We start from the raw sequence: 13,054 nt of genomic DNA, 5'->3' as shown, positions 1-13,054 counted from the left end.
ATACCATCAGCGCCCACGCGGAAGATGCCCATGCCCCCCATGCCGTCCAGCGGCTTGAGGATGATGTCCTGGTGCTGGGCGTGGAAGGCGCGGATGTCTTGCGGGTTGCGTGTAATCAGTGTGGGGCCGAGCAGCTCGGGGAACTCCATGACCGCCATTTTTTCAGGATGGTCACGCAGAGCTGCAGGCTTGTTGAATACCTTGGCACCTTCACGCTCAGCCTGGCTGAGCATATGGGTAGCGTAGAAGAACTCGCTGTCAAACGGCGGATCCTTGCGCATGAGCACGGCGTCAAAGCTGGCCAATGCTTCCTGCTCTACGGCAATTTCTTCGTACCAGTCTTTCAGGTCACCCGTCAGGCGCAGCTTGCGCACGCTGGCCATGACACGGCCACCCACTTCCCAGCTGATGTCCTTGGGCTCAGTGGCGAACACCGTGTGCCCACGGCGCTGCGCTTCACGCATCATGACAAAGGTCGTGTCTTTCTTGGTATTGAAGGTGTGCAGAGGATCGGCAACAAAAAGAAATTGCATGGCTTGCTGGGGCCTGGCCCCGTTCAATGAATGACAAAAGGTTTAGCGCTGTGTTGTACGCCAAGGTCGGTACTGTTGCACAAACAGGGCCAAACTGCCGGCAACCACACCCCAGAAAGCAGACCCCACCCCCGCAATGACGACGCCGCTGAGCGTGACCAGAAAGGTGATGAGTGCAGCCTCGCGGCTGCTTTCCTGCTGCAAAGCAGCGACCAGGCCACTACCTATCGCACTGAGCAGTGCCAGACCTGCAGTGGCCATTACCAGCTCTTTGGGGAAAGCAGCCAGCAGGCTGGCAACCACAGCGCCGAAGATGCCCATCAAGATATAGAGCAGACCACACCACACGGCAGCGGTGTAGCGCTTGTTCATGTCGTGGTGTGCTTCAGGGCCCATGCACATGGCGGCAGTGATGGCCGCAAGATTCAGCGAGAAAGCACCAAAGGGGGCTAGCAGCAGCGTGGCGATGCCTGTCATGCCGACCAGCCTAGAGACTGGCAGCTGATAGCCTGTTGCGCGAATGACGGCCACCCCGGGCAGGTTCTGCGAAGCCATGGTCACCACAAACAGCGGCAGAGCCAGGCTCACGCAAGCCTGCCAGGAAAAGCTGGGCGTCGTCCATGCAGGCATGGCCATGGACCACTGCACTTGCTCCCAGCGCATCTGCCCTTGCAACGCAGCATAGGCAACACCGGCCAGCAGCGTCACCATGACGGCGTAGCGGGGCGAGAGGCGGCGCGTGAGCAGATATGCCAGCAGCATGACCAACACCAGCGGCAGCGCGGTCTGGGCCGATTCAAACACCTGCAGGCCAAAGCGGGCCAGCACACCGGCCAGCAAGGCCGCAGCAATGGAGGCGGGAATGCGGTCCATGAGCTTTTCAAACCAGCCACTGAAACCCAGCAGCGCAATCAGCGCAGCGCTGATGATGAAAGCCCCCACGGCCTCCGCCATGGAAAAGCCGCCTGCCAGCCCAGCTGCAGCCAGAACTGCAGCCCCGGGCGTGGACCAAGCCACCATCACCGGCTTGCGCAGCAGCAGCGAAGGCAGCGCACAGCACAAGCCAATACCCCAGCCCAGTGCCCACATCCAGGAGCTGATCTGCGCGGCGCTGGCACCAAAGGCCTGTGCTGCCTGAAAAACCAGCGCCACCGAGCTGGTCACGCCGACCAGCATCGCCACAAAACCAGCGCTGAGTGCGGACAGGCTGAAGTCTTTGAAAAACTGCATAGCTGCACATTGTGCGGACCACAGCCAGTCAGCGCCACTGCAGAATTGGTCTGCATCTTCAGCGCCACAAAAAAAGCGCGGGGCTTGCACCACGCGCTTCATTAAAAATAAGAGCTTCTTGCGCTGGTATTTATTGGATTTCAGATAGTTTTCTATTTGAAAACCAATACTGATAAGCGCTGGCAGCTCTATTTTTAATAGCAAATGATTTACTCGTAGACCTCTGCCTCTGGGTTGGTGGCTTCCAGCTCATAGCTGGCGGCCAGCATGGCCAGGCGTGCAATCACGCCGTACATATAGAAGCGGTTGGGCGCACTGGCACCGGGGTTCATGCCGGGCTGAGGCATGTGGGTGCTGTGCGCAAACGCCAGAGGCACATAGCTGGAGCCCGGCGCATTCAGGTTTTCGTCTGTGCCACGCTCGGGGTGCATGCGGTAGAAGCCGCCGACCACGTAGCGGTCCAGCGTATAGACCACGGGCTCGGCCACGGCGTCGTGCATGCGCTCAGAAGTCAGCACGCCTTCCTGGATGATGACGTCGTGCACCATCTGGCCATCCTTGATGACGCTCATCTTGTTGCGCGCTTTCTTGGTCAGGTCTTCCAGCTCCTTGGCATCGCGCACCGTCATCACGCCCATGCCATAGGTGCCGTTGTCGGCCTTGACGATGGCAAAGGGCTTGTCCTTGATGCCGTATTCCTTGTACTTGCGGCGCACCTTGGTCAGCAGGGCATCCACCTGCGCGGCCAGAGCGCCCATGCCAGTGGTGGAGCCTTCGGAGAAGTCCAGGCCTTCCGCCTTGGCGAACAGGGGGTGAATCAGCCAGTGGTCAATGCCCAGCAGCTTGCCAAAACGCTTGGCCACTTCTTCATAGCACTGGAAGTGGCGGCTCTTGCGGCGCGTCCACCAGCCTGCATGCACAGGAGGCAGCAGGTATTGCTCGTACAACTCTTCGAGAATGCCGGGCACGCCTGCAGACAGGTCGTTGTTGAGCAAGATGGTGCAGGGGTCAAAGTGCTTCAGGCCAATGCGGCGCTTGGTGCGCAGCACGGGCTCCAGCAGCACAGTCTCCCCATTGGGCAGCTTCAGCTCTGTAGGCTTTTTGATGTCAGGGCTGATAGAGCCCAGACGCGCATTCAGGCCCGCCATCTTGAAGATGCGCTGCAACTGGGCCAGATTGCTCAGGTACGAGGGGTTGCGGTTGTGGTTCTCCGGAATGATCAGGAGATTGCGCGCCTCAGGGCAGATTTTTTCAATGGCCGCCATGGTGGCCTGCACGGCCAGGGGCAACATCTGGTCGGTCAGGTTGTTCCAGTTACCGGGAAACAGGTTGGTATCCACTGGCGCCAGCTTGAAACCCGAGTTGCGAATGTCTACCGAGCTATAAAAGGGCGGCGTGTGCTCCATCCACTCCAGACGGAACCAGCGCTCAATGGCTGGCATGGAGTCGATGATGCGCTGCTCTAGCTCATTGATCGGGCCAGTCAAAGCAGTGATGAGATGTGGAACCATTTATGTCCTCAAACGACGGTGGTTGTGTAATTGTAGGGAGTTGCAGCCGAATTAAGTACTTACCCTTATCCCTCGAATCATACGCATACGCTTATTTAGCGCCTCCAGAATGCCGGTGTAAGCAGAGCAAGAAAGCTCAAAATCTCCAGTCGCCCTAGCAGCATGCCTAGCGTGCATACCCAGATTTGAAAGTCCGTGAGCACCGCATACGTGGAGGCCGGCCCGACAGCGCCAAGCCCCGGCCCCACGCAGTGCACACTCGCAATCACCGCAGAAACTGCGGTAATGGGGTCCAAGTCCGTGAGCATCAGCACCATGCTGAGCAGCACGATCGTGCCGCCATACACGAGCATATAGGCCAAAACCGCAAAAATCATGCGGTTATCCACGACGCGCGCTCCCAATACAACGGGTTGTACCGCGCGTGGGTGCACAAGCCGTGTCAGTTCACGCCGCGCCTGACTGAACAAAATCAGCATACGCATCATCTTGATGCCGCCACCGGTCGAGCCTGCACTGGTAGCCATGCCCGAGAGAATCAGCATGAACACCGGGGCAAACACCGGCCAGGTCAGATAGTCCGTCGTAGCGAACCCCGTCGTGGTCGCGACGGAGACAGCATTGAACATGCCGTAGCGCAGTGCATCCAGCAGGTCATAGACCCCCTTGAACCACAGCAGCGCCGACACCAGCAGCCCGCCGCAGAGCAGAACGCCCACGGTGGCACGCATTTCCGGGTCACGCCAGAAGCCTCGCCAGTGCCCTTTTCGCATGGCCACAAAGTACAGCGCGAAGTTGCAGCTGGCCGCCACCATGAAGATAAAAGCAATACCTTCCAGTAAAGGCGACCGAAAGTAGCCAAAACTGGCGTCATGGGGTGACAGACCGCCCAGGCTCACCGTGGTGAACATGTGCATCATGGCTTCCAGCGGTGGCATGCCCGCCAGCCAGAAAGCCGCAAAGCAGCTCACGGAGAACACGGCATACACACCCCACAGGCCCTTGGCCGTACTGGTAATGCGCGGCGTGAGCTTGGTGTCCTTGACAGGGCCTGCCGCCTCGGCACGGAACAGCTGGCTGCCGCCCACCCCCAGCAGCGGCATGATGGCCACCGCCAGAATCAGGATGCCCATGCCGCCCAGCCACTGCAAAAAGGTGCGCCAGATGTGCAGCGAAATGGGCAAACCATCGAGATTACGCAGCACGGAAGCACCCGAAGTCGTCAGCCCGGAGACAGCTTCAAAGTACGCATGGGTGAAGGACAGATGCTCGCCCTGCTGGTGGTAGATCAGCATCATGGGCAGTGCAGCACTCAGCGGCAGGCAGACCCAGACCAGCGTGACCAGAATCACACCGTGACGGGGGTGCAGCTCCTGCTTGTGCTGACGCATCAGCAGCCAAAGCAGCAGCCCTACCACCATGGTGGTCAGCATGGCTGCAGGCCATGCCTGCCAGACACCGTCCTGCACAAACCAGGACACGGCCAGCGGCACAGCCATGCTGCAGGCAAAAAACACCAGCAGCACACCCAGCACTCGCAGAACCGGAAACAGATCACGCATGGATGACAGCCTCCGCAACTCAGAAGAAAGTTGCACTCACGCGGAAGAGGCGCTCCACTTCCTGCACCAGACGCTTGTTGGGCAGGAAGAACACCACGTGGTCATTGCTCTCAATCACGGTGTGTGAGCGCGGGATGATGACCTCCGGCTCCACACCTTCGCTTTGCGCGCGAATGTCCTCGGTATCGGGCAGACCACGCACGATCAAACCGATGTGTACTTCAGGTGGCAGCTTGAGCTCACTGACCTTGCGCCCCACCACTTTGGAGCTGCGCCGGTCGCCACGCGCCACAATCTCCAGCGCCTCGGCCACGCCACGGCGCAGGCTGTGCACGGCCTGCACATCGCCCTTGCGCACATAGGCCAGAAACTCCCCCAGCATGGCCTGCGCAGGCGAGAGCGCAATATCGATCTGCGTGCCGTGCATCAGGTCCGCATAGCTGCGGCGGTTGATCAGCGCCAGCACGCGGCTGGCCCCCATGCGCTTGGCCAGCAGGCTGGCCATGATGTTGTTCTCGTCGTCGTCCGTGAGAGCGAGGAAGAGGTCCGTCTCGTCCACGTTTTCGTCGGCAAACAGGTCTTCGTCCGTAGGGTTGCCGTGCAGCACCAGCACCTCGGACGGCAAGGCGGCAGCCAGCTCTTCGCAGCGGCGGGCATCGCTTTCAATGATCTTGACGTGAAAGCGCCCGGGCTCTGCCACCAGCGACTGCGCCAGCTGCAGGCTGACACGGCTGCCCCCAGAGATCAGAATGCGCCGCACCTGGCGCGCCACCTGGCCCATGCGCAGGTGAAATGCCTCCAGCACCTGGCGCAGATGCTCGCGTGCGGCCAGTACAAAGACTTCGTCACCCGGCTCGATGCGCGTGGTGCCATCACAGCGCACAAAGCGGTCGGGCTCATCGGCAAAGCGGCGGTAAATGGCGACGATGCGCAGCCCCAGCTCCGGGTTGTGCACGCGCAAGTCGCCAATGCGCATGCCCACAGCAGCTGCTCCAGCACGCGCCCGCACGGAAGACAGGCAGGCGCGGCCACCGGCAAATTCACGCACCTGCAGCGAGTCGGGGTACTCGATGAGCTTGCGGATATAGCGTGTCATGGAAATTTCCGGACACACCACGGCATCCACCGCAAAGCCTTCGGCACTGAGCAGGCGCGGGTCATGCTCGAAGGCCGTGGAGCGCACGCGGGCTACACGGGCCGGAATGCCAAATGCCATGTGTGCCAGCTTGCAGCACACCAGATTGGTTTCGTCCAGCGCCGCACAGGCGATCAGCAAGTCAGTATCCGCCGCGCCTGCTTCGGCCAGCACGCGCACATCCGTGCCATTGCCCACTACGCCGCGCAGATCGAAGCGATTTTGCAAATCCTCCAGACGCTCAGCGTCCGTATCGATGACCGTGATGTCGTTGCGCTCCGAAACCAGGCTCTCGGCCACGCTGTAGCCCACACGGCCTGCACCCAAAATAATGATCTTCATGCACTGTCCTTGCTATTGCCGCGCACGCCAAAAAGAAAAGGCAGCCCAAGCTGCCCGTTCTTTGCTAACGCCTAGCTGCGTACATCGCCTTCGCCCAGCACCACGTATTTGAGCGAGGTCAGGCCTTCAATGCCCACAGGACCACGCGCATGGAACTTGTCGGTGCTGATGCCGATTTCTGCGCCCAGCCCGTATTCAAAACCATCGGCAAAACGCGTGCTGGCATTGACCATGACGCTGGAAGAGTCTACTTCGCGCAGGAAACGCTGTGCGTGGACATGGTCGCGCGTGAGAATGGCCTCGGTGTGGCCGCTCGAGTACTGGTTGATGTGGGCAATGGCTTCGTCCACACCAGCCACCACCTTCACGCTGAGGATGGGGGCCAGGTACTCTTCGCTCCAGTCGGCTTCCGAGGCCTGGGCCAGCTTCAGGCCTTCCACGGCTTGCAGAATCTGCAGCGATTCAGGGCAGCCGCGCATTTCCACGCCCTTGGCGGCAAACACCTTGCCGATCTCGGGCAGGAAGGCCTGTGCCACACCGCGCGCCACCAGCAGGCTTTCGGTGGCATTGCAGGGGCTGTACTTGTTGGTTTTGGCGTTGTCCGTCACCTTCACGGCCAGCGCGATATCACAGGGATCATCCACATAGGTGTGGCAGTTGCCGTCCAGGTGCTTGATCACAGGCACCTTGGCTTCGCGGCTGATGCGCTCGATCAGGCTCTTGCCGCCACGGGGGATGATCACATCCACATAGGCAGGCATGGCAATCAGCTGGCCCACAGCCTCACGGTCGGTGGTCTGCACCAGCTGCACGCCATGGGCAGGCAGCCCGGCTTCTACCATTGCCTGCTCCACCAGCTTGGCCAGTGCCTTGTTGGATTCGATCGCTTCCGAGCCGCCGCGCAAGATGCAGGCATTGCCGCTCTTGATGGACAGGCTGGCCGCTTCAATCGTCACATTGGGGCGGCTTTCAAAAATCATGCCGAACACGCCGATGGGCACGCGCATCTGGCCTACGCGGATGCCGCTGGGCTGCTGCTTCATGCCCATGATTTCGCCAATCACATCCGGCATATGCGCCAGCTGCTCGCAGCCCTGGGCACAGGTTTCCAGCACCTTGGGCGTCAGACGCAGGCGGTCAACCATGGGCGCAGCCAGGCCATTGGCCACGGCACGCTCCAGGTCCTTGGCGTTGTCGACTTGCAAAGCTTCGGTGCTTTCACGCAGCAGGCGTGCCAGCGCCAGCAGGGCTTTGCTTTTGGTAGCAGCATTGGCACGCGCCATCTGGGCTGCGGCCACTTTTGCTTGCAAACCCAAGGTTTGCATGTATTCGGCAATGTTCAGCGCATTCATGCTGCGATTTTGACCGAGAAGCAGGGCGCGTGCTATGGCTCTTCGCAGCGCCACCTTCTACACTGCGCCTACATGCATTGGAATTTGGAGGTTGGATATGACTGCTCACGCCCAGGCACTGCTGCAATGGCAAGCGCTGCAGGACGCTGTACTGCGGCTGGAGGACGGCACGCTCTCCGCCTCAGCCCTGAACGAACAGGCACGCGCCTCGCAGGCGCTGTTGACGGCCCTGCCCGAACGCTATGGCCCGGCCTTGCTGCAATTGCTCGACCGCCTCGAGTCCAGCGCGCTGTTTACGGAAGAAAGCTGCTCCTTCAGCCAGACCGACCTGAAGCAGCATCTACAGACCTGGCTGGACAAGGCACGCGAAGTGCTGGAACAAAAACAATAGCTGCCAGCACCCATTTGACGGGCTCTGACAGCTATTTTTGGTTCAAACCTCAGACATCACACCTTGCAGACACCAAGACGGTCTGCACGGCGTGAGGGTGGTCAACAGTTTTAGCCGTTGGCACGCTTTTGCAGGATTTCAAAGGCGGGCAGGGTCTTTCCTTCCAGCACTTCCAGGAAAGCACCACCGCCGGTGGAGATATAGCCCACCTTGTCTTCAATGCCGTACTTGGCAATCGCGGCCAGGGTATCGCCACCACCCGCAATACTGAAGGCGGGGGACTCGGCAATCGCGGCAGCAATGGTCTTGGTCCCGTTGGCGAACTGGTCAAACTCAAACACGCCCACAGGGCCATTCCAGACGATGGTGCCCGCCTTCTTGAGCTGCTCAGCCAGCTTGGCGGCAGTCTCGGGGCCGATGTCCAGAATCATGTCGTCGTCTTCGACTTCCGTCGCCTTCTTCACAGTAGCCACCGCATCGGGCGCGAAAGCCTTGGCGCAGACCACATCGGTGGGCACGGGCACATCCGCACCGCGTGCGGCCATGGCGTCGATCACGGCCTTGGCTTCGCCCACCAGATCAGGCTCAGCCAGCGACTTGCCGATCTTCAGACCCGCAGCCAGCATGAAGGTGTTGGCAATGCCACCACCCACGATCAGCTGGTCCACGTTCTTGGACAAGGCTTGCAGGATGGTCAGCTTGGTCGAGACCTTGGAGCCGGCCACGATGGCTGCCAAGGGGCGCGCAGGCGCAGCCAGGGCCTTGGTGATGGCATCGATCTCGGCCGACAGCAGCGGACCCGCGCAGGCGATGGGCGCGAACTGGGCGATGCCATAGGTCGTGCCTTCGGCGCGGTGGGCGGTGCCAAATGCGTCGTGCACAAAGATGTCGCACAGGGCCGCCAGCTTCTTGGCCAGCTCTTCCTTGTTCTTCTTCTCGCCCACGTTCACGCGGCAGTTTTCCAGCAGCACGACCTGGCCGGGGGCCACATCGACACCGTCCACCCAGTTGGCGACCAGTGGCACTTCGCGGCCCAGCAGTTCACCCAGGCGCTTGGCCACAGGAGCCAGCGAGTCGGAAGGCTTGAACTCGCCTTCCGTGGGGCGGCCCAGGTGGCTGGTCACCATGACGGCGGCACCGGCCTTGAGCGCCATCTCAATGGCAGGCACGGAGGCGCGCACGCGGGTGTCTTCGGTGATTTCACCGGCGTCATTCAGCGGCACGTTCAGGTCGGCACGAATAAAAACGCGCTGGCCCTGGACTTTGCCCTGGGCACACAGGTCGGAGAAGCGGATGATGTTCATGGCGTCAGCCTTCAAGTCTTATAGAAGTGTGAAAAACTGGGACGCATTGTAGGCGGCGTGCTGTTTGGGACGGCTTATTTCCAGCGCTCGGGCTCGACATACACCGTGCCCAGATTGCTCGACAGCGTGAGCTGCCCTTCCTGAATCGTGGCCTGCAGCTGCATGCTGCGCTCGGCCAGGCTGCCCAGCTGCTGCGCCACTTCAGAATCGATGTACTGCACTTCCAGCTTGCTCTGGCGGTTGACCTTGCCTTCCAGGCCCTTCCACCAGACGTTGGCGGCGTGGTTGAAGGGGTAGACGATGACGTGGTCCGACTTGTTACAGGCCTTGGTAATGGGCTTTTCGTCAGGCTGGCCCACTTCAATCCACAGGCGCTTCTGGCCGGTGTAGTCGGTGATGTGCACATCGGGGTCGTCGGGGTCGCACAGGCCCACGCCAAAGCTGAGCGTGCCATCGCCATTACACAGTTCCTGCAGCTGCCAGGCATTGAGCGCCAGCGCGACGAGGCGAATCATCATGCGGTCGTCGGTCTCACTGGGGTGGCGGGCCAGTGTCAGGTTATGGTCAGCGTAGTAGTTGTGGTCAATATCGGCAATCGAGAGGTTGGCCTTGTAGACCGTGGATTTGAGGGCCATTGCGGCAATCCTTTAAATAAAAGAAGAGCTGCCAGCGCTTGAAAACAAACGCTTTGACAGCTCTTTGTATCTGAAACGCTTGAATATCAAGCGCTAGCAGCTATGGTTTTTAATTAGACACGGCGGGCCAATTCTGCAGCCTTACCAATGTAAGACGCAGGCGTCATGGCCAGCAGACGGTCCTTGTCGGCCTGGGGAATTTCCAGACCGTTGATCAGGTTGTGCAAGTCAGCCGCCTGCACGGTCTTGCCGCGTGTGACCTCCTTGAGCTTTTCGTAAGCACCGGCCACACCGTAGCGGCGCATCACAGTCTGGATGGGCTCTGCCAACACTTCCCAGGCGTTGTCCAGGTCTTGCTGCAGGCGCTCTTCGTTCAGCTCCAGCTTGTTCAGGCCGGTCATGAGCGAGGTGTAGGCCAATGTGGCGTACCCCAGCGCCACACCGATGTTGCGCAGCACGGTGGAGTCTGTCAGGTCACGCTGCCAGCGGGAGACGGGCAGCTTCTCGGACAGGTGCTTGAGCAGCGCATTGGCCAAGCCCAGATTGCCTTCGGCGTTTTCGAAGTCAATGGGGTTGACCTTGTGGGGCATGGTCGAAGAACCAATCTCACCGGCCTTGAGCTTTTGCTTGAAGTAGCCCAGAGACACATAGCCCCAGACGTCACGCGAGAAGTCGACCAGAATGGTGTTGGCACGGGCCACGGCGTCAAAGAACTCGGCCATGTAGTCGTGCGGCTCGATCTGGATCGAGTAGGGCTGGAAGGTCAGGCCCAGGCCCTTGGGCTCGGGCGACTCGATCACGTTCTTGGAGAACGCTTCCCAGTCGAACTCAGGCCAGGCCGACAGGTGGGCGTTGTAGTTGCCCACAGCGCCGTTCATCTTGCCCAGAATCTTGACGTTGGCGATGTTGTCCACCGCCTTTTGCAGGCGCACCAGCACGTTGGCAATTTCCTTGCCCACGGTGGTAGGGGATGCTGTCTGGCCGTGGGTGCGGCTGAGCATGGGCACGTCGGCAAACTGGTGTGCCATTTCGCGCAGCTTCAGCACGATGCGGTCCAGCGCTGGCATCAGCACCATGTCGCGGCCCACACGGATTTGCAAGGCATGGCTGGTGTTGTTGATGTCTTCGCTGGTGCAGGCAAAGTGCACGAACTCAGCAGCTTTTTGCAGCTCGGGACGGCCGTCAAACTTGGCCTTGATCCAGTACTCCACGGCTTTCACGTCGTGGTTGGTGGTCTTCTCGATCTCCTTGATCGCCGCAGCATCGGCCTCGGAGAAGTTGGCAACCAGGCCATGCAAGTAAGTACGCGCACCTTCGGACAGTGGCGGAAATTCGGCAAAACCGGCATCCGACAGCGCGATGAACCAGGTAATTTCAACCTGGACACGACGGTGCATATAGCCTTGTTCGCTCATGATGGGGCGCAAGGCGGAAAGCTTGGAGGCGTAACGGCCGTCCAGCGGGGAGAGTGCGGAGATGGAAGACAGGCTCATGGACCGTGATTGTAGGTGCCTGCGTTCCTGTCCACAGTGCGCAGAACCCACACATGCCAATCAGCCAAAAAAGAAAGGCACCCAAGGGTGCCAAGAGAGGGGAAGAAAAAGGCTGCGAAGCGTCTTGGTGTGAATTAAGAGAGGGAGGGAGGAGATGCACCCCAAGACTGACAATCTTTCGAAAAAGACAGGCTTCGCAACACGAAACTGGCGGGATCAGAGCCCGGACATAACGATATGAGCGCGGCTTTTTAGATTAGTTCCAAAAAAACTTCACACATTTCGTGATGTCATGAATCGATCATAGGGCCAGCAGTTTTTCCAGGGGTAGGCGAACCATCACATCTTTGTGTGCGACAGGACTGACAATCTTCCAGGCCGGCTGCGCGGTATCGCGCGGCAGCGGCTCACCAGTTGCCATGCCTGAGCGGTTGAGCAGCACTGCCACACGCGGCGTGGCAGCCGATGCACCGCGGCGCACCACTACGCCGATTTCGCCACTGGCCAGCTTCACCCATGCACCAGGCGGGTAAATGCCCAGCGCCTTGACCAGCGCGGCACCTGCCTCGTCCATGGACTTGGTTTCATCGTAATAGCTGGCCTGCATGGCAGATGTTACGGACATGGGCTCACGTGTGACACGTGGTGCAATGCGTGCACCAAATATATCGGCCCGCTGAATCAGCCGCGCCATCTGCTGACCCAGTGTTTTTTCCGCCAGTTTCCCGGGAGCACGGTGGTGGTGGGTCCTGACCGCATCCAGCCACAGAGGATCGGTCACCCCCATGGCGCGCAGGATGCAGGCCGATACATCTGAATGCATGTCCACCTCCTGTGCCTGCTGCGCTGTCAGCGGTGTGGTCTGCTGGGCCAGCTCGTCCTGCAGCCTCGCCATGCCGATGTTCATGCTCAGCGCTGCACGCCCCAGGGGCAGGACGCGGTTTTCCGGCCAGCGCAGGGTCTCACCCGCCACCGTCATGCAGATGGCAGACACCAGCATGGCATGGGTCGCGCAGTAGTATTTCGTCTCTTCTGCAGACATCTGCATCAGCGCAAGCAAGGTGGCATCGGGCTGCTTGAGCAGATAGCGGCGCAGACCAGCGAAGAGATCCTCAAAGCGCGACAGAAAATCCGAAGCATCGGGGTTACGCAGCAGCTGCGTCAGACCGAGCTGCCACTCACGCCAGGGTGGAGGGCTGTTGTCCTGAGTCTCACTGGCTTTGGCCGCACGCTGCTCCAGCGTCATGTTGGCAATTTTTTTCAGCGGCGTATCTGACAGCAGCAGGGACTGCAGCTGCGCCAGAAAGGCGCGGTAGCTATCTCCGGACTCATCCGTGTCCACATACAGCGTCTGCCCGCGCGCGATCAGCACGCGCAGGTCGTCGGCAGAGCGAATGACATAGCCCTTATTGGCCAGCAGCGCGCCACCCACCCCGCGCAAGACAAAAGGCAGGGGCTTGCCAAAAGGGATGGTGGAGACATTGAGTTCAACGAGATTCATACAAATCCAACACAGTTGAACGTATTTTTACATTCTGAAGCACAAGTGCCTGTGCCGGGCGTGGG

At 60.1% G+C, this 13,054-nt stretch carries 11 protein-coding genes (1 of these 11 running past the window's edge); 1 reads left to right on the top strand and 10 read right to left on the bottom strand.

Going from position 1 to position 13,054, the window contains the following annotated elements:
- From gshB to B5M06_RS06395, 6 genes are all read right to left on the bottom strand, one after another.
- Window positions 1-533, bottom strand: partial view of a glutathione synthase gene (gshB, locus tag B5M06_RS06420; protein ID WP_054065432.1) — the 5' portion only. 418 nt of this gene lie to the left of the window's left edge; only the first 533 of its 951 coding nucleotides appear in the window; it begins with the start codon at window positions 531-533; the stop codon falls past the left edge of the window.
- Window positions 534-575: 42 nt separating this feature from the next.
- Window positions 576-1,763 (bottom strand): benzoate/H(+) symporter BenE family transporter, encoded by a 1,188-nt coding sequence (locus tag B5M06_RS06415; protein WP_054065442.1) that lies wholly within the window; start codon window positions 1,761-1,763, stop codon window positions 576-578.
- Between the two features lie 209 nt (window positions 1,764-1,972).
- Entirely contained in the window at window positions 1,973-3,274 is a 1,302-nt protein-coding gene (gshA, locus tag B5M06_RS06410; protein ID WP_054065431.1) for a glutamate--cysteine ligase, read from the bottom strand.
- A gap of 95 nt (window positions 3,275-3,369) precedes the next feature.
- Window positions 3,370-4,836 carry a TrkH family potassium uptake protein gene (locus B5M06_RS06405; protein WP_054065430.1) on the bottom strand — a complete coding sequence of 489 codons (1,467 nt, stop codon included), beginning with the start codon at window positions 4,834-4,836 and terminating at the stop codon, window positions 3,370-3,372.
- A 19-nt stretch (window positions 4,837-4,855) separates the two neighbouring features.
- Window positions 4,856-6,313 (bottom strand): Trk system potassium transporter TrkA, encoded by a 1,458-nt coding sequence (gene trkA, locus B5M06_RS06400; RefSeq protein WP_054065429.1) that lies wholly within the window; start codon window positions 6,311-6,313, stop codon window positions 4,856-4,858.
- 71 nt (window positions 6,314-6,384) lie between these two features.
- Window positions 6,385-7,665 (bottom strand): glutamate-5-semialdehyde dehydrogenase, encoded by a 1,281-nt coding sequence (locus B5M06_RS06395; protein ID WP_054065428.1) that lies wholly within the window; start codon window positions 7,663-7,665, stop codon window positions 6,385-6,387.
- 97 nt (window positions 7,666-7,762) lie between these two features.
- On the opposite strand from B5M06_RS06395, the gene B5M06_RS06390 reads away from it, so the two are divergent.
- Window positions 7,763-8,056 (top strand): hypothetical protein, encoded by a 294-nt coding sequence (locus tag B5M06_RS06390; protein WP_054065427.1) that lies wholly within the window; start codon window positions 7,763-7,765, stop codon window positions 8,054-8,056.
- A gap of 110 nt (window positions 8,057-8,166) precedes the next feature.
- Here the strand turns inward: B5M06_RS06390 and B5M06_RS06385 are convergent, their stop codons facing one another.
- From B5M06_RS06385 to B5M06_RS06370, 4 genes are all read right to left on the bottom strand, one after another.
- Window positions 8,167-9,360, bottom strand: a complete 1,194-nt coding sequence (locus B5M06_RS06385) for a phosphoglycerate kinase (protein WP_054065441.1) — start codon at window positions 9,358-9,360, stop codon at window positions 8,167-8,169.
- 74 nt (window positions 9,361-9,434) lie between these two features.
- Window positions 9,435-9,995 carry a YaeQ family protein gene (locus tag B5M06_RS06380; RefSeq protein WP_054065426.1) on the bottom strand — a complete coding sequence of 187 codons (561 nt, stop codon included), beginning with the start codon at window positions 9,993-9,995 and terminating at the stop codon, window positions 9,435-9,437.
- Window positions 9,996-10,108: 113 nt separating this feature from the next.
- On the bottom strand, window positions 10,109-11,488 hold the full coding sequence (gene purB / locus B5M06_RS06375) for an adenylosuccinate lyase (RefSeq protein ID WP_054065425.1): 1,380 nt from the start codon (window positions 11,486-11,488) through the stop codon (window positions 10,109-10,111).
- Between the two features lie 301 nt (window positions 11,489-11,789).
- Complete coding sequence (locus tag B5M06_RS06370; RefSeq protein WP_054065424.1) at window positions 11,790-12,989, bottom strand: HD-GYP domain-containing protein; 1,200 nt, start codon at window positions 12,987-12,989, stop codon at window positions 11,790-11,792.
- Window positions 12,990-13,054: the final 65 nt, after the last annotated feature.

It is taken from the genome of Comamonas kerstersii, assembly GCF_002056725.1.
GTDB classification, from domain to species: domain Bacteria; phylum Pseudomonadota; class Gammaproteobacteria; order Burkholderiales; family Burkholderiaceae_C; genus Comamonas; species Comamonas kerstersii.
The sequence above is the reverse complement of the archived record's forward strand: the minus strand, read 5'-3'. Positions and strand labels throughout refer to the sequence as shown.

What these genes read in the sequence shown, in the direction of transcription:
- B5M06_RS06415 (WP_054065442.1), bottom strand. Translation starts at nt 1,763, where the DNA reads ATGCAGTTTTTCAAAGACTTCAGCCTGTCCGCACTCAGCGCTGGTTTT.
- gshA (WP_054065431.1), bottom strand. Translation starts at nt 3,274, where the DNA reads ATGGTTCCACATCTCATCACTGCTTTGACTGGCCCGATCAATGAGCTA.
- B5M06_RS06405 (WP_054065430.1), bottom strand. Translation starts at nt 4,836, where the DNA reads ATGCGTGATCTGTTTCCGGTTCTGCGAGTGCTGGGTGTGCTGCTGGTG.
- trkA (WP_054065429.1), bottom strand. Translation starts at nt 6,313, where the DNA reads ATGAAGATCATTATTTTGGGTGCAGGCCGTGTGGGCTACAGCGTGGCC.
- B5M06_RS06395 (WP_054065428.1), bottom strand. Translation starts at nt 7,665, where the DNA reads ATGAATGCGCTGAACATTGCCGAATACATGCAAACCTTGGGTTTGCAA.
- B5M06_RS06390 (WP_054065427.1), top strand. Translation starts at nt 7,763, where the DNA reads ATGACTGCTCACGCCCAGGCACTGCTGCAATGGCAAGCGCTGCAGGAC.
- B5M06_RS06385 (WP_054065441.1), bottom strand. Translation starts at nt 9,360, where the DNA reads ATGAACATCATCCGCTTCTCCGACCTGTGTGCCCAGGGCAAAGTCCAG.
- B5M06_RS06380 (WP_054065426.1), bottom strand. Translation starts at nt 9,995, where the DNA reads ATGGCCCTCAAATCCACGGTCTACAAGGCCAACCTCTCGATTGCCGAT.
- purB (WP_054065425.1), bottom strand. Translation starts at nt 11,488, where the DNA reads ATGAGCCTGTCTTCCATCTCCGCACTCTCCCCGCTGGACGGCCGTTAC.
- B5M06_RS06370 (WP_054065424.1), bottom strand. Translation starts at nt 12,989, where the DNA reads ATGAATCTCGTTGAACTCAATGTCTCCACCATCCCTTTTGGCAAGCCC.